Origin of the sequence: Novosphingobium sp. MMS21-SN21R, from assembly GCF_031846015.1 — a bacterium.
Taxonomy (GTDB): domain Bacteria; phylum Pseudomonadota; class Alphaproteobacteria; order Sphingomonadales; family Sphingomonadaceae; genus Novosphingobium.
Map to the genome: position 1 here is coordinate 1944671 of NZ_JAVRDU010000001.1, position 22379 is coordinate 1967049.

The following is a 22379-nucleotide window of genomic DNA, read 5'->3' on the forward strand; positions in this document are numbered from 1 at the left end:
CATGGTTGATCGTCCTGGCCTCGTTAGTAACGCTCGCAAGGCAATTCTCAAGGGCTCCAAAAGCTTCGCTGCTGCCAGCTACCTGTTCGACAGCAAGACGCGTGAGCGGGTGTGGCTGCTATATGCATGGTGCCGCCGCTGCGACGACATCGTCGATGCGCAAGACCACGGCGGAGCGCTAGGTGACCAGAGTGGTGCGGCTGAACGGTTGCAAATGGTCCGAGAGCTGACGACACTGACCTTTGCCGGGCGAGATACCGGAGATCCGGCGTTCGACGCGCTCGGGCTGGTAGCGCGCGAGACCGGACTTACGCTTGAAATGGCGGGTGCCGTCATCGACGGGTTTGCGCTCGATGCAGCGGGGTGGCAGCCGCACTCCGAAGCAGATCTGATGCGGTACTGCTGGCATGTCGCAGGTGCAGTTGGCGTAATGATGGCCGTGGTCATGGGTGTTTCGCCACAGGACAAGGATACGCTGGACCGGGCATGCGATCTCGGCCTTGCCTTCCAATTGGCCAACATCGCGCGCGATATCGACGAGGATGACGCTGCCGACCGCTGCTACATCCCGCTGGACTGGATGGCCGAGGAAGACATTCCGCCTGGCGAGCAAATGAAGCCCCATTTCCGCCCGGCCCTGACGCGGATAGTCAAGCGGATGTGCCATGCCTCACGTGTCCACGAAGCCTCGGCGCGGATCGGCGCGGCCCGGCTGAAAGGACGCCAGCGCTGGGCCATCCTTGCAGCAGCGGCCATTTATGGGGAAATCGCGCGTGAGGTAGAGCGGCGCGGTCATCACGCTTGGGACCACCGAACTGTCGTTAGTAACGCCAGAAAGGTTGGTTTCATCGGCAAGGCAGCAATCGCTGCTTTGCGCCCGGTGCCTCGTGCCAGCATCTATCTTGCCAGCGAACGCCGGTTCAGCAGATCAGACCTGATTGCGCTGGCGCGGCACAATCCATTCAAGCAAACATGACGGTCCAAGCAATACGCTTGCTCGTGGACCAGAATGTGGCAGCATCACGCAAACTGTTCTGGGGAGCCGGTGATGGATGCAAACACGCCTTCCGTGACGTTACAGAGTGACGGGACTGCTCAGGCAGACAAGGTCGTTTACCGAACGAAACTGCCCGTGCGGATCTGGCACTGGATCAATGCTCTCACGATCTTCGTGATGCTGATGAGCGGTGCGACGATCTTCAACGCCCATCCACGCCTCTACTGGGGTGCCTATGGTGCGAACTATGATGACCCTTGGCTGGTGATCGGGCGGCGGGGACAAGAGGGATACCTCTATCTCGCCGGACTTGAAATTCCCACCACCGGCTTCCTCGGCTGGACCGAGCACTCCATCCGCGCCTTTCCCCCTCTGGTAACAATACCCAGTTACTACAGCTTGGCGGAAGGGCGTCAGTGGCACTTCTTTTTCGCTTGGGTGCTGGTTGTATCGCTCATCGCTTTTGTAATATATTCTATTTTCTCCAAGCACTTGTCGCGTGACCTTGCTCTTAAACGTGAAGAACGCGGACTTTCGCACTTGTGGGTGGACATCAAGAGCCACGCCCGCCTGCGCTTCCCGACTGGTGAGGCTGCGCGGTCCTACAATGCTTTGCAGAAAATCGCCTATCTCAGCGTAATCTTCGTGCTGATCCCGCTGGTGGTGCTGACCGGCATGACCATGTCACCGACACTAAACGCGGCCTTCCCCTTCCTGCTTGACGTGTTCGGTGGCCGGCAGTCAGCAAGGTCTATTCATTTTCTATGTGCTGCAGGTCTTTGCGCATTCATCTTCATTCATCTTCTGATGGTGGTTCTCGCTGGCCCCATCAATGAACTGCGCTCCATGATTACCGGATGGTATCGCCTGCCCGCGCCCCGCGAGGAGACACAGCCATGACTTTGCTATCTCGTCGCTCAGCTCTGGTTGGAGCTACTGGTCTGATCCTGTCGAGCTGTGACAGGATCACAACGTCGCCGACAGTGCGGAAGGTGCTGACCCTCGGCGAGAAGGCTACGCTCAGTGGCCAGCGCCTTGTCACCGATCGCAATGCCCTGGCGCCGGAATTCACCCGCGCGGACCTGTCGCCCCGGTTCAGGGTCAACGGCAATCGGATGCCCGCTTCGCCGGACTATGCGGCGTTGATGAATGGCGGATTTGCGGACTGGAAGCTGGAGATTGCTGGACTGGTATCCCGGCCAATGGGGCTGACAATGGCGCAATTGAAAGCTGGTCCGCAGCGGACGCAGATTACCCGGCATGACTGCGTGGAGGGCTGGAGCGCTATCGGCGAATGGACAGGGACGCCGCTAGGCCCAATCTTGCGCTACGCCGGAATTTCTTCGAAAGCACAGTACGTTGTGTTCCATTGCGCAGATGATTTCTCGGGAACGCCATACTACGAGAGCATCGACATTGCAGAGGCCATGCATCCGCAGACCATCCTAGCCCACACAATGAACCGCCAGCCCCTCAGCGTCGAGCACGGAGCTCCAGTCCGGCTGCGGGTGGAGCGGCAACTCGGGTACAAGCAGGCCAAGTACGTGATGAAGATCGAAGCGGTCGCCACTCTTGCCGGCATCCACGGCGGCAAGGGTGGCTACTGGGAGGACCATTCCGGCTATCAGTGGTACGCCGGAATCTGATCTGCAGCCAAAGTGCTCCCGTCAGCGCATAAGCACCAGTTCCTCTGCCATTGACGGATGCAGCGCGACGGTTGCATCGAAATCGGCCTTGGTGAGCCCCGCTTTCACAGCAATGGCGGCGGCTTGCAGGATCTCGGGTGAATCCGGGCCGATCATGTGGATGCCCAGCACCTTCTCTGTCGTGGCTTCCACAATCATCTTGTAGAGCCCGCGCTCCGGCCGGTGGCCGAAGATGTTCTTCATCGGACGGAAGTCCGAGGAATAGACTCGGATGTCGTTACCGAAAGCCTGCCTCGCCTGCGCTTCAGTCAGTCCTACACCAGCCAGCGGAGGCTGCGAGAACACCGCGCTGGGGATGCAATCGTAACTGATCCGGGTGTCCTTGCCGCCAAACATGCGGTCGGCAAAGGCCTGCCCCTCGCGGATCGCGATGGGCGTTAGCTGGACACGGTCCGTCACGTCACCAACGGCATAGATGCTGTCACATGCAGTCTTGCCGGTATCGTCGACCGGAATCTCGCTCCGCTCGCCCAGCGCAATGCCCGCGTTTTCGAGGCCGAGACCGTCCGTCTTGGGGCGGCGGCCTGTCGCTACCATCACGACATCGGCAGGGATCGGGTCGGGCTGGCCCGCGAGGAAGACGTGGAAACTGCCGTCTTCCTGCTTCTCGACCTTTTCGAAGGGACAGTTGAAGCGGTACTGGATGCCGCGCGCCATGGTGATCTGGAGCAGGCGGTCACGCAGGGATTCGTCGTATCCGCGCAGCAGCGTCTCGCTGCGGTTCACCACCGTTACATGACAGCCAAGCGCGTTGAAAATCCCGGCAAATTCCATGGCGATATAACCCGCCCCCGAAATGACCACCCGCTTGGGCAGGCTTTCGAGATGGAACACTTCGTTCGAGGTGATGCAGTGTTCCGACCCGGAAAATTCGGGCATGACCGGCCATGCCCCGGTGGCGATCAGGATATACTTGGCGGTTACCTCGCGTCCGCTGCCTGCCAGCTTGACCGAGTTGAGGCCGGTGATCGTGGCGCGTTCGAGGAAGCGCTCGACCTTGTTGTTATCAAGCGTGGTCGTGTAAGCTGCATTGAGACGATCGACGTCCTTCAGGACGGCGTTACGTAACGTCGGCCAGTCGAATGTCATCTTTTCGACTGTCCAGCCATAGTTGGCTGCGTCCTGCAGTTCCTCGGCGAAGTGTGAGCCGTAAACCAGCAACTTCTTCGGCACGCAGCCACGGATCACACAGGTGCCACCGACCCGGTATTCTTCAGCGACCGCCACGCGCGCGCCGTGGCTGGCGGCAATGCGGCTTGCGCGTACGCCACCCGATCCCGCACCGATCACGAAGAGGTCGTAGTCGAAGTCCTGTTCAGCCATCATGCGCTCCTTGTCGAACAGCGCATATGGCCTCTGGCCTTGATCAAGACCAGAGGGATTTCAGAGCATTTTCGTTAGGTGACCGAACAGTCAGCCACCAATGCCCGCAAGTGCCAGCAAGGACTCGGTGGAAGCATCGAAGCCTTCGCCGCCACCGGCATCGATCTGCTTGGCAATGGCCTTGCCGAGCTCGACGCCAAACTGGTCGAACGGATTGATGCCGAGCATTGCCGCCGAAACAAACGTACGATGCTCGTGGAATGCAATCAGCGCGCCAAGCGTGGCGGGGTTGAGATCATCGCAGAGGATGGTCGCCGATGGACGGTCGCCAGGATAGGCGCGCGCACCATCGTCCGAGGCCTTGCCTGCCATCAGTGCCGCGCCTTGCGCAAAGCAGTTCGACAGCAGGATCTGGTGATGCACCGGATCGAGATCGTGGCCCTGCACCTTGACGGCAAGGAAATCGACCGGGATCAAGTGTGTGCCCTGATGGAGCAACTGGAAGACCGCATGTTGGGCATCGGTGCCCACTCCGCCCCAGGTGACTGGCGCACTGGCCCGCGCCAGTGGCGTGCCATCGGCCAGCACACGCTTGCCGTTTGATTCCATTTCCAGTTGCTGGAGATAGTCGGGCAGAAGCGCGAGCCGTTCATCATAGGCAAACACCGCGCGTGTCTGGCAACCGCGCACTTGCGTATAGTAAAGATCGGCGAAGGCAGCGCGGACCACGAGGTTATCGGCAAGGTCGGTATCGACGAAGTGGCGGTCGATTGCGGCAGCACCGTCAAGGAACTCAGCAAAGCCTGCCGAGCCAATCGCCATGGCTACCGGGAAACCGATCGACGACCACAGCGAATAGCGGCCGCCCACCGTCTCGGAAAATGGCAATACGCGCGTTTCGTCGACGCCCCATTCCACCGCTTTTTCTGGCGCGGCAGTCAACGCGATAACCCGGCCATAGGGATCGGACACGCCGCTTTCGGTGAGCCATTCAATGGCAGACGCAGCATTGGTGAGGGTTTCGGTGGTGGTGAAAGTCTTGGAGGCAAGCGCGATCAGCGTGGTCTGAGGATCACAAACCTTCATCGCGGCTTCGAGAGCGCAGCCATCAATGTTCGAGACGACATGGACGGCAACCTTCGCGCCATCACGGGTCAAAGCATCGATCGCCAGCGCCGGGCCGAGCGCGGAACCGCCGATGCCAATGTGGATCAGGCTCTTTACCTCGCCCAGCGCGCCATCGTGGATGGCATCGACCAACATGGCCATGCGGGCGTGCAGCGCTTCGGCCTCCTCGACACTCGATTCCTTGCCGATGCCGCGCTCGGCAGTATGCTCGGCGGCGCGGCCCTCGGTATTGTTGATCTTTTCGCCTTCGATCAGCGCTGCGCGGCGTCCTTCGACGTCCATCGCTGCGGCCACCGAGCCGAGCAGAGCCACAACTTCGAGCGAGAGGTGCGTTTTCGACCAGTCGAACCGGATTGCGCCGCCCGGCAGGTCGAGCGTGGTGGCATAGGTATCGAGGCGGGCGGGATCGCTGAACAAGCTCTGGAGCGTTGGCCGGGGCAGGCCTTCAAGCGCAGTCCAGTAGGTTTCCGCTTCGGCTACGCTCATGACAATCCTCTTTGCTCGTAACTGGCTTCGCAATTGCGAGATTGCGCTATGCCCTTTGAAACAGCGCCCGCCAAGCCGCTGTTCATTGCACCGCAAGCTTTGCAAACGTATTTCGCCGACTGTATTATTCAAACAACACACTTGACGAAGGGCATTGCTGGCAACATGACCGCGACCATGAACGACACGCCCGACGCATCGCCTACGCCTGCTCCGCAGACTTCGGCCCACCCGACGCCTGCGAAAAAGGAGAAGAAGGAGGACAGTTTCCCCGTCTTCCTCGTCAAGCTGGTGCTGGTGGTGGCGATCTTCCGCAGTTTCATCTTCGCGCCATTCAACATCCCTTCGGAATCGATGCTGCCTCGGCTGGAGAACGGCGACTATCTGCTCGCCGCCAAATGGCCATTCGGGTTCAGCAAATATTCGCTGCCGTTCAGCGCGCCGCTGATTCCGGGACGTATCCTGGCGAGCCAGCCCGATCGCGGCGATGTGGTGATCTTCAAGGCACCTCCGGGCAACGACGTCGATTATATCAAGCGCGTGATCGGCCTTCCGGGCGACACTGTCCAGATGATCGGAGGAACCCTGCATTTGAACGGCAAGGCCGTGCCCAAGCAGCGCGTGGCGGATTTCGTCATCCCGGTCAGCCCGAACACAGACTGCCTTTCGCCTGAGTTCGAGGCGACCGAGAAGGACGGGACGGCGACCTGCCACTACCCACAGTATCGTGAAACATTGCCCGAAGGAAAGTCGTACAACGTGCTCGATCTCGGCTATCGCCCGCAGGATGATACGCCGCCAGTCGTGATCCCTGAGGGCGACATTTTCCTGATGGGCGACAATCGCGATAACTCGATGGACAGCCGGTTTCCGGCGATGGAAGGCGCTGGCATCGGTCTTGTCCCGCAAGCCAATCTGGTCGGCCGCGCAACAGTGATGATGTGGTCCACCGACGGCAGCGCCAACTGGCTTCTGCCATGGACCTGGTTCAGCGCTGCGCGTTGGGACAGGATCGGGGGCACGTTCTGAGCGCGCTCTCCGCAGAAGCACGGGCCTACGTCACAAACTTGACGGGCGCGGACCCTGCCCGGCCCGCGCTTTGGGCCGAGGCGCTTACACACGGATCGATGGGGGAAGCGCGCGATTACCAGCGGCTGGAATTTCTGGGTGACCGCGTGCTTGGCCTCGTGATTGCCGAGTGGCTCCACGAAAAGAGCGATGCCGCCGAGGGCAAGCTGTCGCAGCGCCTCAATGCGCTGGTCAGTCGCGAGACCTGCGCCGATGTCGCGCGGGAAATCGGCTTGCCGCTGAACATCCGGCTGGGAAAGCAGGCTCGCGATGATGGCGGCGCGCAAAGCGACAACATTCTGGGCGATGTGATGGAAGCGCTCATCGGCGCACTGTTTGTCGAACGCGGGTTTGAGGCTGCACGTGATTTCGTGCGAAGACTGTGGGACCGTCCGATGTCATCCGGCACCGGGCAGCGCAAGCACCCCAAGGCGGCCCTGCAGGAGTGGGCGGCGGGCAATCGCCGCAAGCCGCCGGTCTATACGATGGTTTCCCGCGAAGGCCCTGATCACGCCGCGAAGTTCACCGTTTCGGTCGAGGTCAAGGGCGTGGGCGAGGCCAGCGCGCGTGGATCGAGCAAACAGGAAGCCGAGACTGCAGCAGCGCAGGCTTTCATGCAGGCTTATGCCTGAGGGCCAATTGGCCTATACACCCCAGCTTAATTGATAGAGATTCCCTGACATGACCGAAAAATGTGGCCTCGTGGCCGTGCTTGGCGCGCCGAACGCCGGAAAATCCACCCTCGTCAATTCGCTGGTGGGGCAGAAGGTCGCGATCGTCTCGGCGAAGGCCCAGACCACGCGCGCGCGCCTGATGGGCATCGCGCTGGAAGATATCGGCGATGACAAGGCGCAGATCATCCTCGCAGACACGCCCGGCCTTTTCGAACCCAAGCGTCGGCTTGACCGCGCGATGGTCAGCGCTGCGTGGGACGGCGCGCAAGAGGCTGACGCGATCCTGCTGGTGGTCGATGCACGCAAGAAAAAGCGCGATTATCTCGAACCGATCCTCGCCAGCCTGAAGGGGCGGCCCGAGCGCAAGATCCTCGTGCTCAACAAGGTCGACTCCACACCCAAGGAACCGCTCCTGATCATGGCCGAGGCGCTTTCAGCCGATGCTGCGTTCGACGAAGTGTTCTTCATCTCGGCCCTGACTGGCGATGGCGTTCCCGAACTGAAGCAGCGGCTGGCAGCGCTGATGCCCGAGACTGCATGGCATTATCCAGAGGACCAGGTGTCCGACGCCAGCGAGCGGCTGATGGCGGCGGAAATCACCCGCGAGCAGCTTTACCGGCAGCTGCACGACGAATTGCCCTATGACAGCACCGTGCGCCCGGAAAAGTATATTCACCGCAAGGATGGCTCGATCGAGATCCACCAGCAGATCGTGATCACGCGCGAAACCCAGCGCGCGATCGTGCTCGGCAAGGGCGGGTCGAAGATCAAGTCGATCGGCGAAGCTTCGCGCAAGGAGCTGGCCTTTCTGCTCGAGACCAAGGTTCACCTTTTCCTCCACGTAAAGGTCGATGAGCGCTGGGCCGACGCCAAGGAAATCTACGAGGAAATCGGGCTGGAATGGGTGAAGTGAAGGCCGCGTTCGCGCTTGTTGCCACGTGCGGCGCGCTTGTCGCTGGGCCGGTCATGGCCAAGAGCGAACTGGTCCCTGAGGGCGCGCGTTACGTTGCTATGGGGAGTTCGTTCGCGGCAGGCCCGGGCGTCGGTCCCGTAACACCGGACACGCCCATCCGCTGCGGCCGGGGCACGCTCAACTACCCCAACCTGCTGGCTGCAAAGCTCAAGCTGGAACTGGTCGATGCCACTTGCAGCGGGGCGACGACCGAGCATGTGCTGGGGCCGTGGAAGGAAGTGCCGCCGCAGATCGACAGCGTGAATGCGGCGACCCGTTTGGTCACGATCACCATCGGCGGCAATGATATCGCCTTTGTCGGCAACATCTTCGCTGCCGCTTGTGAAACGATGGCGGCTCCGGAACCGCGCTGCCAACCGTGGCGCGCAGTGAGCGAACAGGAATGGCGGGCAGACGAAGAACGGATGCGCAAGATCGTGCGCGAAGTTCGCAGCCGTGCGCCAGACGCCCGGATCGTTCTGGTCGATTACATCACCGTCTTGCCGCCGAAGGGCCAATGCGCCGAGGTTCGCATCGCAGCCGAGCGCATGGCCTACAGCCGTTCCGCGGCCAAACGTCTGGCAAAGATGACCGCGCGCGTGGCCCGCGATGAAGGTGCCGAAGTGTTGAAGTTTTCGCGACTTTCGCAGGGCCATGCGCCCTGCTCCACGCAGCCTTGGAGCAACGGTCTTTCGGCGCAATCAGGGGATGGAATTCCCGTCCACCCCAACAAGGCGGGCCACCGTGCAGCCGCCGATGCCTTGGCGCGCATGCTCGCGCGCTGAAAGGCGGTGACGGCGGGCGACAGATCATAGCCCGCCGCCCGCCGCAACTGGTTACTCCGCCGCCACAGCCTTTTTGGGCGCAGCCTTCTTTGCTGCGGGCTTTCTAGCGGCTGCCTTTTTCGCAGGGGCCTTTTTCGCTGCGCCCTCGTCAGGGGCCGCTGCCTTCTTCACTGCGGGCTTCTTTGCAGGAGCCTTCTTGGCGCCCTTCTTGCCCTTTGGTGGGCCCTTGGCGGCGCGCTCATCGATCAGGACGATCGCCTCTTCCAGGGTCAAGGCTTCAGGCTGCTTGTCCTTGGGCAGCGTTGCATTGGTGGTGCCATCGGTGACGTAGGGACCATAGCGCCCGGCCATCAGCTTGATTTCACCGCCGGACGTCGGATGAGGACCGAACGTGTTGAGCGGTTCGGCGGCAGCGCGATTGCCGCGTCCACCTGCCCCTGCTGCGGCGGCGGCAAGGTGCATTACAGCGGCATTCATGCCGGTTTCGAAGACCTCGGCGGTGGACTTGAGGCGGGCATATTTCCCGTCATGCGCCAGATAGGGACCGTATCGCCCGATGCTGGCCGTGATCAGGTTGCCTGACTCTGGATGCGTGCCGACCTCGCGGGGCAGACCCAGCAGCTTTAGCGCCCATTCGAGATCGAGTTCGCCGATGTCCTTGGGAATCGAAGCGCGCTTGGCTTCCTTGCCATCGCCCAACTGGACGTAAGGCCCGAAGCGCCCTGTTTTCCGAGATACGTCCAGCCCGGTGACCGGGTCCTTGCCCAGTACGCCGTCGTCGCCTTCGCCGCCGTCACCCTCGCCGCCCGGCTGGGCGAACTTGCGGGTGTACTTGCACTCGGGGTAATTCGAGCAGGCGACGAATGCGCCATAGCGCCCGCCACGAAGCGAAAGGCGTCCCGCTTCGCACTTGGGGCAGATACGCGGATCGGAGCCATCCTCGCGCGGGGGAAACAGGTAGTCGGACAGGAATTCGTCAAGCTCGGCGGTCACCTCGCTCGGCTTCTTCTCCATGACTTCGTCGGACTTGGGCTTGAAGTCGCGCCAGAACTCGGCAAGCACGACCTTCCATTCAGCGCGGCCGCCCGAGACGTTGTCGAGTTCGTCTTCCATCCCGGCAGTGAACTGGTAAGCGACATAGCGCGGGAAAAAACGTTCAAGAAACGCTGTGAGAAGTCGCCCGGACTCTTCTGCAAAGAAACGGTTTTTTTCGGTTCGAACGTAGTTGCGATCCTTCAGCACCTGTAGTGTCGAGGCGTAAGTCGATGGACGCCCGATGCCCAATTCCTCAAGCCGCTTGACGAGGCTTGCTTCCGAATAGCGCGGGGGTGGCTGGGTGAAATGCTGGGTCGCATCAACGCCGCGCTTGGCGGGCGTATCGCCCTTGTTCATCGCAGGCAGCAGGCCGCTTTCTTCGTCGTCGCCATCCTGCTTCTGGTCACGGCCTTCTTCGTAAACAGCGAGGAATCCGGGGAACTTGATAACCTGCCCGGTGGCACGAAGCTCGTGCTTGCCGGTGCCATCGCGCAAGGTGATGCTGGTGCGTTCGATGTTGGCAGAAGCCATCTGGCTGGCCATCGCACGCTTGTAGATCAGGTCGTAGAGCCGCGCTTCGTCACCCGAACCGTAGCGGTCCTTGGTGAAATCGGTCGGCCGGATTGCCTCGTGCGCCTCCTGCGCGTTCTTGGCCTTGGTCTCGTAATGGCGTGGCTTTTCAGGCAAGTAATGTCCGTCATAGCGGTCTGAGATGGCCTTGCGTGCCTCGGAGATGGCGCTGGGGTCCATCTGCACGCCGTCGGTACGCATGTAGGTGATCGCGCCCGCTTCATAGAGCGTCTGCGCCACGCGCATGGTGTGGCTCGCCGAGAAGCCGAGCTTGCGCGCGGCTTCCTGCTGCAGCGTCGAAGTGGTGAACGGCGGATAGGGATTGCGGCGGGTAGGCTTGGTTTCAACCTCTTCGACGCGGAAGGTGGCCGATTCGACCAAGGCCTTGGCCTTCATCGCTGCGCCTTCATCACCAAGCGTAAGCTTTTCAAGCTTTTGGCCGTCAAACTTCACAAGACGTGCAGAGAACTCTGTCCCGACATGCTCAAGCCGCGCGATGACTGACCAGTATTCCTGAGACCGGAACGCTTCGATCTCGCGCTCACGCTCGACAATCAGGCGTAGCGCAACCGATTGCACGCGGCCCGCCGACTTGGCACCCGGCAACTTGCGCCACAGCACCGGGGACAGCGTGAAGCCGAACAGGTAATCGAGCGCGCGGCGAGCGAGGTACGCGTCGATCAAATCCTGATCCAGCTCTCGCGGCTTCTTCATCGCGTCTGTGACGGTCTGCTTGGTGATCGCGTTGAACGTTACGCGCTCAACCTCTTTAGGAAGCGCCTTACGTTTCTTGAGTAACTCCCTGACGTGCCATGAAATAGCCTCACCTTCGCGATCAGGGTCAGTCGCCAGGATCAGACGGTCTGCCGTCTTTGCGGCATCTGTGATGGCTTTGACCCGCGAGGTCTTGTCGCCATACATCTCCCAATCCATGGCGAAGTCCTCGTCCGGGCGGACAGAGCCATCCTTCGGCGGCAGGTCGCGGATGTGGCCATAGGACGCGAGGACCTTATAGCCGGGGCCGAGATACTTCTCGATGGTCTTGGCTTTGGCCGGGGATTCTACGATGACAAGCTGCATGATGTGGTAAAGCAGTCCTTACGTGTACGTGTGCGCGAGGGTGGGGACCGCAAGGCCGGTTCGTCAAGCGGGTTGCTTAGGTCAAGCGGACAAGCTGACGCGGCCCCCGGCATGCCGGATCAACCGGCCCGCAAGTTCGAGTTCGAGCAAGGCCATCTGCACCGCGCCCGCGCTGGCGCCGCTCTGGCGGATGATTTCGTCGACCGCGACCGGGGCCAGGCCGAGCAGAGCCGCCACATCGGCTGAATGATCGGCAAGGTCGGTCTGGTAGGCCTCGCCCGATTCACGGAAGGTCGAACGAGGTTTCCCTTCGAAGCCGATCAACAGTTCGACGACATCATCCGGCGACTGAACGAGGATTGCGCCCTCGCGGATCAGCTGGTTGCACCCCTGCGAACGGCTGTCGAGCGGAGAGCCGGGGATGGCCATAACCTCTCGCCCTGCTTCTGCTGCCAGCCGCGCGGTGATAAGCGAGCCGGACCGGGGGGCAGCCTCGACCACCAGCGTGCCCGTTGCCAGCCCGGCAATGATCCGGTTGCGGTGCGGAAAGTGGCGGGCGAGAGGTTCGGTGCCAGGCGGCATCTCGGCGATCAGCAGGCCCTCGTTTGCCACCTGCTCCTGCAAATCGGCATTTTCAGGCGGGTAGGTAATGTCGATGCCGCTGGCGATGACGCCTACCGTGCCCCCACCCTCTGCCATGCCCGCCAGCGCGCCGCGATGGGCTGCGGAATCGATACCGCGGGCAAGGCCCGACATCACGACATAGCCCCTTCCAGCCAACACTGTCGCTAAATCGCGGGACAGCTTTACCGCCGCAGCCGAGGCATTGCGCGCGCCGACCATGGCGACTGAAGGCCGAGATAGCAGGGCCGTATCCCCGCGCACGGTCAGGATGGGCGGGGGCGTTTCGAGCGCTGCGAGGAGTGCGGGGTAGTCTTGACTGTCATGGAACAGATAGCGCGCGCCTGCCGCGCGAACGGCGGCGACCTCCCCCTCGATCCGCTCGACCGATGCCGGACGATAGGGTGCCCCTCCCCGTGCCGCCAGATCGGGCAGCGCATCCAGCGCGGCACTTGCCGTGCCGAAGCGACGCAATAGCTGGTTATAGCTTACCGGGCCAACGTTGGGCGAGCGCAGCAAGCGTATCCGGGCGAAAGCCTCGTCCCGGGTCAAAGTGGCGGCACTGCCGCTCACGCCTTCTTGCCGACTTTCGGCTCAGTCCCGGCCCGCAGCCGGGCTATGTTTTCGCGGTGGAGGAACACGACCAGCAGCGCGAGCAGTGCCAGCACTGGAACGAATGCAGCGAATCCGAGGAGCGCGGCTGCAAGCGGAGCCGCAACCGCCGCGCTCATCCCGCCGAGCGAGGAATAGCGGCTGATCCCGAGCACGCCGAGCCAGGTTACGGCATAAGCCAGCCCGATCGGCCATGCGAGGCCGAGTGAAACGCCCATCAGCGTTGCTACACCCTTCCCGCCCCGGAACTTCAGCCAGATCGGGAAACAGTGCCCCAGCACCACAGCCAGCGCGGACAAGGGTTCTGACCCCGGCCAGACATGGCGAGCAATCAGGACGGCGGCCAGCCCCTTGCCCATGTCGAGCAGGAGCGTAGCGGCGGCGAGGCCTTTCTTGCCGGTGCGTAGCACATTGGTGGCGCCGATATTGCCCGAACCGATTGCACGCAGATCGCCTGCGCCGGTCATGCGCGTGAGAATGAGGCCGAAGGGCACCGAGCCCAGCAGATAGCCAACGACAAGGGGGAGAAGCGTGTCCACGGGCATGCTCTTACCCAAACATGTGACAAAAGCGAAAGAGGCGTCTTTCCCTTTTGCCGCCAATCCCGATACAAGCCCGCTCATGACGGGAACCGGCACAGGCGAATACAGGCAATCGGCAGTCGATCCGGCGGCCCCGCTGTTGCTGTTCGATTCGGGCGTCGGCGGGCTGTCGGTGCTCCGCAAGGTGCGCCAACTTCTGCCCGATGCGCCGATCATCTACGTGGCCGACAACGCGGGCTTGCCTTACGGTGCCAAGACTGAAGCGCAGATCGCAGCGCGCGTCTCGGGGTTGCTCGGCCGCCTGACCGAGCGGTTGCGCCCTCGCCTCGTCTGCATCGCCTGCAACACGGCATCGACCATAGCTCTGGCATCGGTGCGCGAGGTGCTCGAAGTTCCCATCGTCGGGACAGTCCCCGCGATCAAACCGGCCGCTGCTGCCACCAGAACCGGGGTTATCGGCCTGCTTGGCACCGAAGCAACTATACGGCAGGCCTATGTCGACCGATTGGAGGCGGAATTTGCCTCGGACAAGCTCCTGCTCCGCCATGGCGCCCCTGAACTGGTGACCGCCGCCGAGGCCAAGCTGCGCGGGGAAACGGTCGATCCGGCAGTCTATGCGCGGGCTGCCGAGGCGCTGCGTTCGCAAGCAGGCGGCGACCGGATCGATACAGTGGTCCTGGCATGCACCCACTTCCCTCTGGTGCAGGACGAACTGCAAAGGGCGTTTGGATCAGGCGTGTCGTTCGTCGACGGGTCGGATGGTATTGCGCGCCGGATCGCCTTTCTGACCGACGGGCAACTTTGGCGGCGTGAAACGCCTGATCTTGCGCTGTTCACCCGTGGCGGAATCGAAATGGACCAGCTAGGCTCTACCCTCGCCGTGCACGGGCTTGACCGCGTCGCGGTGTTCTGAGCAGTGCCGGTGACCGGCCCGGTTCGGCAGGTGTGGGGGACCGCTGCGTGAGTCGATTTTCGAAGACCATGATTGTGCTCCTGCTACTTGCGGGCGCTGCCTATTACTGGCTCATGGTCAATGCGGGGCCGAGCAATGCCCCGATCCACAAGTTCGATCTTGCCGCGATGCGTGCCGCCGCCAACACCATGCCCGGCGACAAGCCGACACTGCTGGAATACGCCCCGATTGCCAGCAGGCAAGTTCCAGGAGCCGCACTTGCCGCAGGTAACGGCCTGCGCCAGATAACCTCGAGCGTCATGGCATGGAGGCTGGTCACTCCACGTGGCGGTATCGTGATCGACAGCGGGCTTTCGCAAAAAGATGCTTCAGCGATAGGCATGAAGCGCTTCGACAAGCGGGCTCAGGCTGTCGTCAACGCATGGATGAGCCAGGCCGAACTGATCCTGTTCACGCATGAGCACATCGATCACGTCGGCGGCTTCCTGGACTACGACCAGTTCGAGAAGGTCGCAGACAAGGCGATCCTGTCGCCCGATCTGGTGCGTGGGATGACATCGCTCTGGCGCGAGAATACCGGTCTGCTACCAAAGCCGCGCGCGCTCGCGCCGATTCAGGCAGTCGCACCCGGCGTGGTCCTGATCCAGACGCCGGGCCATACCCCCGCTTCACAAATGATTTTCGTCCAGACCAAGGGCGGGCGGGAGTATCTTTTTGCGGGCGATACAGGCTCACTTGCGAACAACATCCTGCAGGTCACACCGCGGTCTCGCCTGCTGTCGGACTGGCTAGTCAAAGAAGATCGCAGCGCGGTGATCGGCTGGTTGAAAGGGCTTGATGATCTTCGTCAGGCCGACAAGACGCTTGTTGTCATTCCGTCACATGACCCGGCATGGATTGCGATAACATCACGAAATGACGGATTTATCATGGCGAAGGCGCTATGGCGGCACCCCGAAGCGCACTAGCTCGCACTTTCGGCCAGTGCCCGCAAAAGATGCTGGAATTGCCGGAACAAGAGGCGTAGAGACCGGCCATTCGCCGATGGGCCCAAGGGATCGGGCCTCAAGGGCAAATATGTCCTTGTTGCAGGAAGGAGCGGCGGGGTGAACTACGATCAGGTGTTTGATTCAGCCATCGAGCGTTTGCACTCCGAGGGCCGCTACCGCGTTTTCATCGACATCCTGCGCAACAAGGGGGCCTACCCCAACGCGCGCTGTTTTGCCGGACACAATGGGCCCAAGCCGATCACGGTATGGTGCTCCAACGACTATCTCGCCATGGGGCAGCACCCCAAGGTGATCGAGGCGATGGAAGAAGCGCTGCATAACGTCGGAGCAGGCTCCGGCGGCACGCGCAACATCGGCGGCAACACGCATTACCACATTCAGCTCGAAGAAGAGCTGGCCGACCTGCACGGCAAGGACGGCGCGCTGTTGTTCACCAGCGGCTACGTCTCGAACGACGCTACGCTTTCGACGCTCGCCAAGATTCTGCCGGGCTGCGTGATTTTCTCGGATGAGCTCAACCACGCTTCGATGATTGCGGGCATCCGCAATTCAGGTGCGGAAAAGAAAGTGTTCCGTCACAACGACGTCGAGCATCTCGAAGAACTGCTTGCGGAAACCGATCCATCGGTGCCCAAGCTGATCGCGTTTGAATCGGTCTATTCGATGGACGGTGACGTCGCACCGATCCACGCGATCTGCGACCTTGCCGATAAATACAACGCGCTCACCTATATCGACGAGGTCCACGCGGTCGGCATGTACGGTCCGCGCGGCGGCGGCATCACCGATCGTGATGAAGCGGCGCACCGCATCGACATCATCGAGGGCACGCTGGGCAAGGCGTTCGGAGTCATGGGCGGCTATATTGCGGCTGACACCCGGATCATCGACGTGATCCGTTCTTACGCGCCGGGCTTCATCTTCACCACTTCGCTCTCGCCGGTGTTGGTCGCGGGCGTTCTCGCCAGCGTGCGGCACCTCAAGTCGTCGAGCGTCGAGCGTGAAGGCCAGCAGGCATCGGCCGCGTTCCTCAAGAAGGCACTCGCCGATGCAGGCCTGCCGGTCATGTCGTCGACGACGCACATTGTACCGCTGATGGTGGGCGATCCGGTGCGCGCAAAGAAGATCGCCGATATCCTGCTCGCAGAATACGGCGTCTACGTGCAGCCGATCAACTTCCCCACCGTGCCACGCGGCACCGAGCGCCTCCGCTTCACGCCCGGCCCGTCGCACACTGAAGCGATGATGACCGAACTCACCGAGGCACTGGTGGAGATCTGGCAGCGCATGGAACTGGAACTGCGGCAGGCAGCTTGAGCTGACGCGATACGTGCGATGCGGAGAGCGGGCTCAAGTGCCAGCGTTCCGCACCCATACTGTCACCCAGCGCACGCCTATGCGCATGCGCGTGATGTATCGGTAGTTTCTGCCGATCTCGCTCATGAGCATTGCTTCGTTACGCACATTGGAGTTTGCGTAGGGCTTCCCCTTGACGATGACGCTGGGCTTTCGTGCGATGAGCGCCCGCATTGCCTGTTGCGGATCGCTCCCGAGCGTTCCTGCATAGCGCTGCGATGTCAGATGTGACGGGAAGACGAAGCGTGTCGCCAGGCAACTGCCTGTCAGTGAATAAAGGCTGGCAGGTGCCCCCACCACATAGAGGCAACCCTTCCCAAGATAGGGTTTGACCAAGGCTGCGACACGATTGACGTCTGCTGCGCCCCCATCGGTGGCTTCGGCAGTCGCCGCCCTCGCCAGCCCTGTGATTACGCCAATGGCCACGAGCCGCGCTGCCATGGCGCGCGGCCTAGCGAACTGATCCAATGCCAAAGCGGCTGCGATGCATAATGGCGGCAGCAACGGCAGGACAAAATGTTCCGACCAGGTTCCATATAGCAGATACCCGCCAAACGCAGCCACCACCCAGCCCTTGATGAACAGGGTGACGTCGCTCTGAGGTGCTTTGCGCCGCCAGAAAACAGCGACACCCCACCAAAAGGGCGACAGTGCAATCTGCTGCTGCATCAATCGGACAAGTCCGGTGAACAGTTGTCCCAGACTCGCCTCTCGGTGGAAAATCGACACGAAATTGGCCTGCCAGTATGGCTGCACTGCACCGTTAGCGTAAAAGTAGACCAGCCCAATAAGGGACGGAGCGACCGCAGCGAGCATCCATCCGACCCTGCAGGCAAACTGACCCACCGCCGAACCGCTCCTTCGCCGGGCGACCCAGAGCAGCCAGATCCCGAAATAGATGCCTTCGAATACGACGCTGTACTTAATCTGGAGTGCGCAACCGACGAGGAACATCGCGAAAGCACCGCGCATGAACATCCCGAGCGTGCCGCTTCCGCGTACCATGCCGGCAATTATCGATGCGGCCAGTACCATCGGCAGATTGTAAAAGATCGGCGATTGTCCGCCGACGCCTTCGAACACTGCGAGCCATGCGACGTAAGCAGCGGCACCGCCAGCCGCCGCACTCAATGTGGTAGCCGCGCGGCCAATGCGATAAATCAGGCAGGCGGTCATCCACACAGAAAGGGTGGCTAAGACCTGATATCCGACGACTGAATCCGAAAAAGCCTGCGCTGCCAAGGCATAGATGCCGAACAGCCCAAACGGCTTGACGTCGAATATCTCTGCATAAGGCAGCGTGCCATGGGCCATGCGCTGCCCGACAAGCAGGTAAAACTGCTCATCTACATGTAGGTTGGGGTTTCCAAACCACCACGCGCGCAGCGCGAATGCCAGCAGGCCAAGGCCCAGCATGACAGCTACATCATGCGCCCAAAGCGGGGTCGCCGAAGGTTCGGCGACCCCATCGGTCCTGTCGGTCAAGAGATTGCGGCCTTTCGATCGGGGCTAAAATATTGGCCCCACGCAGGCCGCGTATCCTATCGCAGTGACACTACGTTGTCAGAAACACGCGGATCGCGGCGATCACCGCGATACTGGCTCGACATCGGCTCGTCCGAGACTTCGAAGACTTCGGTTGCGCCGAAGCCGTTGAAGGCGGTCTTCATCGCCGCGCCATAAGCGCCGAGCATGCCGATCTCGATGTAATCGCCGGCACGAATGTCCGAGGGCAGCTCGAACGGTCCGTCCATATGATCCATGTCGTCACAGGTCGGGCCATAGAAGCTGAAGGGCTCCATGGCGATCTCGACGCCGTCGTTGGCCACTTCGTTACGCAGAACGCGCACAGGGAAGCGCCAGCCCACGTGCGCCGCATCGAACAGCGCGCCATAGGCACCATCGTTGATGTACAGTTCGGTGCCGCGGCGGCGTTCGACGCGCACGATCATCGAGTTGTACTCAGCGCAGAGCGCGCGGCCCGGCTCGCACCACAGTTCGGCAGAGTAGGACACCGGAAGCGATTCATAAGTACGGTCGATCACGCCGAAGTAATCTTCAAGCGGGGGCGGTTCCATGCCGGGGTAGATCGACGGGAAGCCGCCGCCGACATCGATGATGTCGACGAGGACCGAGGCGTCGACAATTGCGGCGCGAACGCGCTCAAGCGCCTGGACATAGGCGTGAGGACTCATCGACTGACTGCCGACATGGAAGCACACTCCGAGCGAGTCAGCCACCTGACGGGTCGCCTGAAGCAGTTCTGCGGCATTGGTCAGGTCACAGCCGAACTTCGACGCGAGGCTGAGTTCCGAGTATTCCGACGAAACGCGCAGACGCACACACAGGGTCAGGTCCTCGGCGCCATCGGTGGCGTCGGTGATCTTTTCCAGTTCCTCAAGCGAATCAAGGCTGAATACCCGGACACCGTGCGCGTGATAGGCTTCGCGGATCGCGTTGGAAGACTTGACCGGATGCATGAAGCACAGGGTGGCTTCCGGCAGCGTTTCGCGAACAAGGCGCGTTTCCACGATCGAGGCGACGTCGTAATGAGTCACGCCCGCATCCCACAGGATACGCAGCAAATCGGCCGACGGATTCGCCTTCACCGCATAGAGCGACTTGCCCGGAAACTTCTCGACGAAGAAGCGGGCAGCGCGCGCGGCGGCGTGCGGACGGTTCAAAATGGCAGGTTGGTCAGGCGCGGATGCGCCAACTACAGCCAGTGCGTCAGGATGGATGTGCAACTCAAGGGACCCCCAAACGGAACAGTTGAACGAAGCTGCCTTGCGGTTTGGAAGTCCCCATGGGGCAGCGAGGGGGTGTAAATAGGGCCACTGGCCTGAACATCAAGTGAAAAAACGTGCAGTTCACGCGAGTGTCAAAAATATGAAACAACAACAGGCACAAATCGGCCAATCCCGCAGAAATCCGCAGATTTAGGTGACAGGACCGAGTCCGTTTTGCTGCACGTCTCAGCCTTTCTGGCAGCCCCAATCACGACAGGCGGTCGCGGAAATCCTGATAGGAAAAACTGCGGATTCGTTCGAGCGAATCCGTCTCGCTGTCCCACAGCCAGATCGACGGCAGCGGCACGCCGTTGAATGTCGTGGTCTTGACCATCGAATAGTGCGCCTGATCGAGGAACGCGAAGCGGGTGCCGGGCTCAGAACCGTTTGGCAGGCGGTAATCTCCGATGACGTCACCAGCGAGGCAGGACGGGCCACCGAGGCGAACAGGTGCACCGCCCTCCCCGCCGTCCTCGTATTCATCGATCGGCAGTTCACCGAGCATAGCCGGACGATAGGGAGCCTCGATCACATCGGGCATGTGGCATGTGGCTGATATGTCGGTCACGGCGAGCGGCATTCCGTTGTGGTGCGTATCCAGCACGGTCCCGACGAGAATGCCCGCATCGAGCGCCACCGCCTCTCCCGGTTCGAGATAGATCTCGCAACCGGTCTGAGCCTTTACGCTCTTCAGGAACTCGACCAGATCGTCGCGCTGATAGTCGGCGCGGGTGACGTGGTGGCCGCCACCGAAGTTCAGCCATTTAAGCTGGCCAAGATACGGCGCGATACGCGGCAGCACGGCGTCCCAGGTGCGCTTGAGCGGCTCGAAATCCTGCTCGCACAGCGTGTGGAAGTGGATGCCGCTGACGCCTTCGAAGTGCTCGGGCAGAAGTTGATCGACCGGGAAGCCTAGGCGCGAATGCGGGGCGCACGGATCGTAGCGGGGAACTTCGCCCTCGGCATGGAGCGGATTGACGCGAAGCCCGATGTCGAACACGGCGCCATTCGACTGCGCTGCGGTGATTTCGCCTTTGAAGCGTGTATGCTGGCCGGGCGTATTGAAGATCACATGGTCGGACAGGCGCAGGATTTCAGGCAGGTCTTCCGCCTTGTATGCCGCGCAATAGGTGGCGATTTCGCCCTTGTAGTGCTCGGCGGCAAGCAACGCTTCCCAAAGGCCGGACGTGCAGACACCGTCGAGGTATTCCCCGACGATGGGCGCAACTTTCCACATGGAAAATGCTTTGAGCGCGGCGAGGACCTTGATCCCCGCGCGGTCGCGGATGTCGGCCAAAACGGCCAGATTGGCGCGCAGCTTCGCCTCGTCCACGACGAAAGCGGGGCTATCGACGCGGCTGAGGTCAAACTGCGCGAAAGCGCCCGGATCGCCGGCTCTGGTTTCCATTTTGGACTACCGTTGCGCACATCCTTCGACAGACTCTGGATGAGCAGGGTTGAAAATCGTTAAGCGATCAAAACGCCAGCGGACCTGCCAGTTCCTTCACCTGCCACGGCAGTCCGTGCTGGTTCAGCATGTCCATGTAGGGATCTGGATCGAGCTGTTCGATGTTGAACACGCCTTCTCCTGACCACACGCCCTGCACCATCAGCGCCGCTCCGATCATCGCAGGCACGCCGGTGGTGTAGCTGACCGCCTGGTTGCCCGTCTCGCGGTAGGCGTCCTCGTGATCGCAGATATTGTAGATGTAGAAGGTCTTTTCGACCCCGTCCTTCAAACCCGTGGCGATGTCGCCGATGTTGGTCTTGCCCTTGGTCGTGGGGCCAAGCGATGCAGGCTCGGGCAACACGGCCTTGAGGAACTGGAGCGGGATGATTTCCTGCCCGTTGTACATTACCGGGTCGATCCGGGTCATGCCGACATTCTGCAGCACGGTGAGGTGCGTGATGTAGGCATCGCCGAAGGTCATCCAGAAGCGGATGCGCTCGATCTCGGGAATGTGATGCGCGAGGCTTTCAAGTTCCTCGTGATACATCAGGTACATGTTCTTGGGGCCGACTGCCTCGAAGTCGAACGTCTCGCGGATGGTCAGCGCGGGCGTCTCAACCCATTCGCCGTTCAGCCAGTGGCGTGCGGGCGCGGTCACTTCACGGATGTTGATTTCCGGGTTGAAGTTGGTGGCGAAATGCTGGCCGTGATCGCCGCCGTTGCAGTCGAGAATGTCGAGCGTGCGGATCGTGTCGAGCTTGTGCTTGCGCAGCCACGTGGCAAATACGCTGGTCACACCCGGATCGAAGCCCGAACCGAGCAGCGCCATCAGGCCGGCTTCCTTGAAGCGCTCCTGATAGGCCCACTGCCACTTGTATTCGAACTTGGCCTCGTCAATCGGCTCGTAGTTCGCGGTGTCCATGTAGTTGACGCCTGCGGCAAGGCAGGCATCCATGATGTTGAGGTCCTGATAGGGCAGTGCGAGATTGACCACGAGGACGGGCTTGACGTCGTTGATCAGCGCGGTCGTTGCTGCCACATCGTCGGCATCGATCTGGTAAGTATCGATCGAAACGCCGGTGCGCTCCTTCACCGAAGCGGCGATGGCATCGCACTTCGATTTGGTGCGGCTTGCCAGTGCGATGCCGGTGAAGATGCCGGCGTTCATCGCCATCTTGTGAACGGCTACCGAGCCGACGCCGCCTGCGCCGATAACGAGAACTTTTGCCATGATGTCTCCAAATGCCTTCAACGGCCGCACGTTCCAAACGCGCAAGGCCTA

Annotated in this window: 19 protein-coding genes; 10 read left to right on the forward strand and 9 right to left on the reverse strand. The window is 61.4% G+C overall.

Annotated features, from left to right (window positions below; all coding sequences use genetic code 11):
* The first annotated feature begins 1 nt into the window (after position 1).
* From RM192_RS09440 to RM192_RS09450, 3 genes are all read left to right on the forward strand, one after another.
* Complete coding sequence (locus tag RM192_RS09440) at positions 2 to 976, forward strand: phytoene/squalene synthase family protein (RefSeq protein ID WP_311507285.1); 975 nt, start codon at positions 2 to 4, stop codon at positions 974 to 976.
* Between the two features lie 72 nt (positions 977 to 1048).
* Entirely contained in the window at positions 1049 to 1897 is an 849-nt protein-coding gene (locus tag RM192_RS09445; protein WP_311507286.1) for a cytochrome b/b6 domain-containing protein, read from the forward strand.
* The gene (locus RM192_RS09450) at positions 1894 to 2643 is read left to right on the forward strand and encodes a molybdopterin-binding protein (RefSeq protein WP_311507287.1); all 750 of its coding nucleotides are present in this window, start codon (positions 1894 to 1896) and stop codon (positions 2641 to 2643) included. The genes RM192_RS09445 and RM192_RS09450 overlap by 4 nt, the downstream gene beginning before the upstream one ends.
* Positions 2644 to 2664: 21 nt before the next feature.
* Here the strand turns inward: RM192_RS09450 and gorA are convergent, their stop codons facing one another.
* Both gorA and pgi read right to left on the reverse strand, forming a co-directional pair.
* The gene (gorA, locus tag RM192_RS09455; protein ID WP_311507288.1) at positions 2665 to 4026 is read right to left on the reverse strand and encodes a glutathione-disulfide reductase; all 1362 of its coding nucleotides are present in this window, start codon (positions 4024 to 4026) and stop codon (positions 2665 to 2667) included.
* A gap of 90 nt (positions 4027 to 4116) precedes the next feature.
* Positions 4117 to 5640 carry a glucose-6-phosphate isomerase gene (pgi, locus tag RM192_RS09460; RefSeq protein ID WP_311507289.1) on the reverse strand — a complete coding sequence of 508 codons (1524 nt, stop codon included), beginning with the start codon at positions 5638 to 5640 and terminating at the stop codon, positions 4117 to 4119.
* Positions 5641 to 5817: 177 nt separating this feature from the next.
* Between pgi and lepB the strand changes: the two genes are divergently transcribed.
* From lepB to RM192_RS09480, 4 genes are read left to right on the forward strand one after another with little or no spacing between them, the layout of a single operon-like run.
* Positions 5818 to 6669 (forward strand): signal peptidase I, encoded by an 852-nt coding sequence (gene lepB / locus RM192_RS09465; protein WP_311507290.1) that lies wholly within the window; start codon positions 5818 to 5820, stop codon positions 6667 to 6669.
* Entirely contained in the window at positions 6618 to 7340 is a 723-nt protein-coding gene (gene rnc, locus RM192_RS09470) for a ribonuclease III (protein WP_311507291.1), read from the forward strand. Before lepB ends, rnc begins: the two co-directional genes overlap by 52 nt.
* A gap of 49 nt (positions 7341 to 7389) precedes the next feature.
* Positions 7390 to 8295 (forward strand): GTPase Era, encoded by a 906-nt coding sequence (gene era, locus RM192_RS09475; protein WP_311507292.1) that lies wholly within the window; start codon positions 7390 to 7392, stop codon positions 8293 to 8295.
* Positions 8283 to 9119, forward strand: a complete 837-nt coding sequence (locus RM192_RS09480) for an SGNH/GDSL hydrolase family protein (protein ID WP_311507293.1) — start codon at positions 8283 to 8285, stop codon at positions 9117 to 9119. Before era ends, RM192_RS09480 begins: the two co-directional genes overlap by 13 nt.
* A gap of 51 nt (positions 9120 to 9170) precedes the next feature.
* Here the strand turns inward: RM192_RS09480 and topA are convergent, their stop codons facing one another.
* From topA to plsY, 3 genes are all read right to left on the reverse strand, one after another.
* Positions 9171 to 11804: a type I DNA topoisomerase gene (gene topA, locus RM192_RS09485; RefSeq protein WP_311507294.1), complete on the reverse strand. Its 2634-nt coding sequence runs from the start codon at positions 11802 to 11804 to the stop codon at positions 9171 to 9173.
* 81 nt (positions 11805 to 11885) lie between these two features.
* Positions 11886 to 12998, reverse strand: a complete 1113-nt coding sequence (gene dprA / locus RM192_RS09490; protein ID WP_311507295.1) for a DNA-processing protein DprA — start codon at positions 12996 to 12998, stop codon at positions 11886 to 11888.
* Positions 12995 to 13582, reverse strand: a complete 588-nt coding sequence (plsY, locus tag RM192_RS09495) for a glycerol-3-phosphate 1-O-acyltransferase PlsY (protein ID WP_409233802.1) — start codon at positions 13580 to 13582, stop codon at positions 12995 to 12997. Before plsY ends, dprA begins: the two co-directional genes overlap by 4 nt.
* A 76-nt stretch (positions 13583 to 13658) precedes the next feature.
* Between plsY and murI the strand changes: the two genes are divergently transcribed.
* The 3 genes from murI to hemA all read left to right on the forward strand — a co-directional run bounded on the left by murI (position 13659) and on the right by hemA (position 16819).
* Complete coding sequence (gene murI / locus RM192_RS09500) at positions 13659 to 14492, forward strand: glutamate racemase (protein ID WP_311507297.1); 834 nt, start codon at positions 13659 to 13661, stop codon at positions 14490 to 14492.
* A 47-nt stretch (positions 14493 to 14539) separates the two neighbouring features.
* Entirely contained in the window at positions 14540 to 15460 is a 921-nt protein-coding gene (locus tag RM192_RS09505) for an MBL fold metallo-hydrolase (RefSeq protein WP_311507298.1), read from the forward strand.
* A 138-nt stretch (positions 15461 to 15598) separates the two neighbouring features.
* Positions 15599 to 16819, forward strand: a complete 1221-nt coding sequence (gene hemA / locus RM192_RS09510; protein WP_311507299.1) for a 5-aminolevulinate synthase — start codon at positions 15599 to 15601, stop codon at positions 16817 to 16819.
* Between the two features lie 33 nt (positions 16820 to 16852).
* On the opposite strand, the gene RM192_RS09515 is transcribed toward hemA, so the two are convergent.
* The 4 genes from RM192_RS09515 to RM192_RS09530 all read right to left on the reverse strand — a co-directional run bounded on the left by RM192_RS09515 (position 16853) and on the right by RM192_RS09530 (position 22328).
* The gene (locus tag RM192_RS09515) at positions 16853 to 18343 is read right to left on the reverse strand and encodes a hypothetical protein (RefSeq protein ID WP_311507300.1); all 1491 of its coding nucleotides are present in this window, start codon (positions 18341 to 18343) and stop codon (positions 16853 to 16855) included.
* Positions 18344 to 18399: 56 nt separating this feature from the next.
* Positions 18400 to 19605: a type III PLP-dependent enzyme gene (locus RM192_RS09520; RefSeq protein ID WP_311507301.1), complete on the reverse strand. Its 1206-nt coding sequence runs from the start codon at positions 19603 to 19605 to the stop codon at positions 18400 to 18402.
* Between the two features lie 250 nt (positions 19606 to 19855).
* Entirely contained in the window at positions 19856 to 21055 is a 1200-nt protein-coding gene (locus RM192_RS09525; RefSeq protein ID WP_311507302.1) for a carboxynorspermidine decarboxylase, read from the reverse strand.
* Positions 21056 to 21122: 67 nt separating this feature from the next.
* Entirely contained in the window at positions 21123 to 22328 is a 1206-nt protein-coding gene (locus tag RM192_RS09530; RefSeq protein ID WP_311507303.1) for a saccharopine dehydrogenase family protein, read from the reverse strand.
* Positions 22329 to 22379: the final 51 nt, after the last annotated feature.

Coding starts and splice junctions, on each gene's coding strand:
- RM192_RS09440 (WP_311507285.1), top strand. CDS start 2: ATGGTTGATCGTCCTGGCCTCGTTAGTAACGCTCGCAAGGCAATTCTC.
- RM192_RS09445 (WP_311507286.1), top strand. CDS start 1,049: ATGGATGCAAACACGCCTTCCGTGACGTTACAGAGTGACGGGACTGCT.
- RM192_RS09450 (WP_311507287.1), top strand. CDS start 1,894: ATGACTTTGCTATCTCGTCGCTCAGCTCTGGTTGGAGCTACTGGTCTG.
- gorA (WP_311507288.1), bottom strand. CDS start 4,026: ATGGCTGAACAGGACTTCGACTACGACCTCTTCGTGATCGGTGCGGGA.
- pgi (WP_311507289.1), bottom strand. CDS start 5,640: ATGAGCGTAGCCGAAGCGGAAACCTACTGGACTGCGCTTGAAGGCCTG.
- lepB (WP_311507290.1), top strand. CDS start 5,818: ATGAACGACACGCCCGACGCATCGCCTACGCCTGCTCCGCAGACTTCG.
- rnc (WP_311507291.1), top strand. CDS start 6,618: ATGGACCTGGTTCAGCGCTGCGCGTTGGGACAGGATCGGGGGCACGTT.
- era (WP_311507292.1), top strand. CDS start 7,390: ATGACCGAAAAATGTGGCCTCGTGGCCGTGCTTGGCGCGCCGAACGCC.
- RM192_RS09480 (WP_311507293.1), top strand. CDS start 8,283: ATGGGTGAAGTGAAGGCCGCGTTCGCGCTTGTTGCCACGTGCGGCGCG.
- topA (WP_311507294.1), bottom strand. CDS start 11,804: ATGCAGCTTGTCATCGTAGAATCCCCGGCCAAAGCCAAGACCATCGAG.
- plsY (WP_409233802.1), bottom strand. CDS start 13,582: ATGCCCGTGGACACGCTTCTCCCCCTTGTCGTTGGCTATCTGCTGGGC.
- murI (WP_311507297.1), top strand. CDS start 13,659: ATGACGGGAACCGGCACAGGCGAATACAGGCAATCGGCAGTCGATCCG.
- RM192_RS09525 (WP_311507302.1), bottom strand. CDS start 21,055: ATGGAAACCAGAGCCGGCGATCCGGGCGCTTTCGCGCAGTTTGACCTC.
- RM192_RS09530 (WP_311507303.1), bottom strand. CDS start 22,328: ATGGCAAAAGTTCTCGTTATCGGCGCAGGCGGCGTCGGCTCGGTAGCC.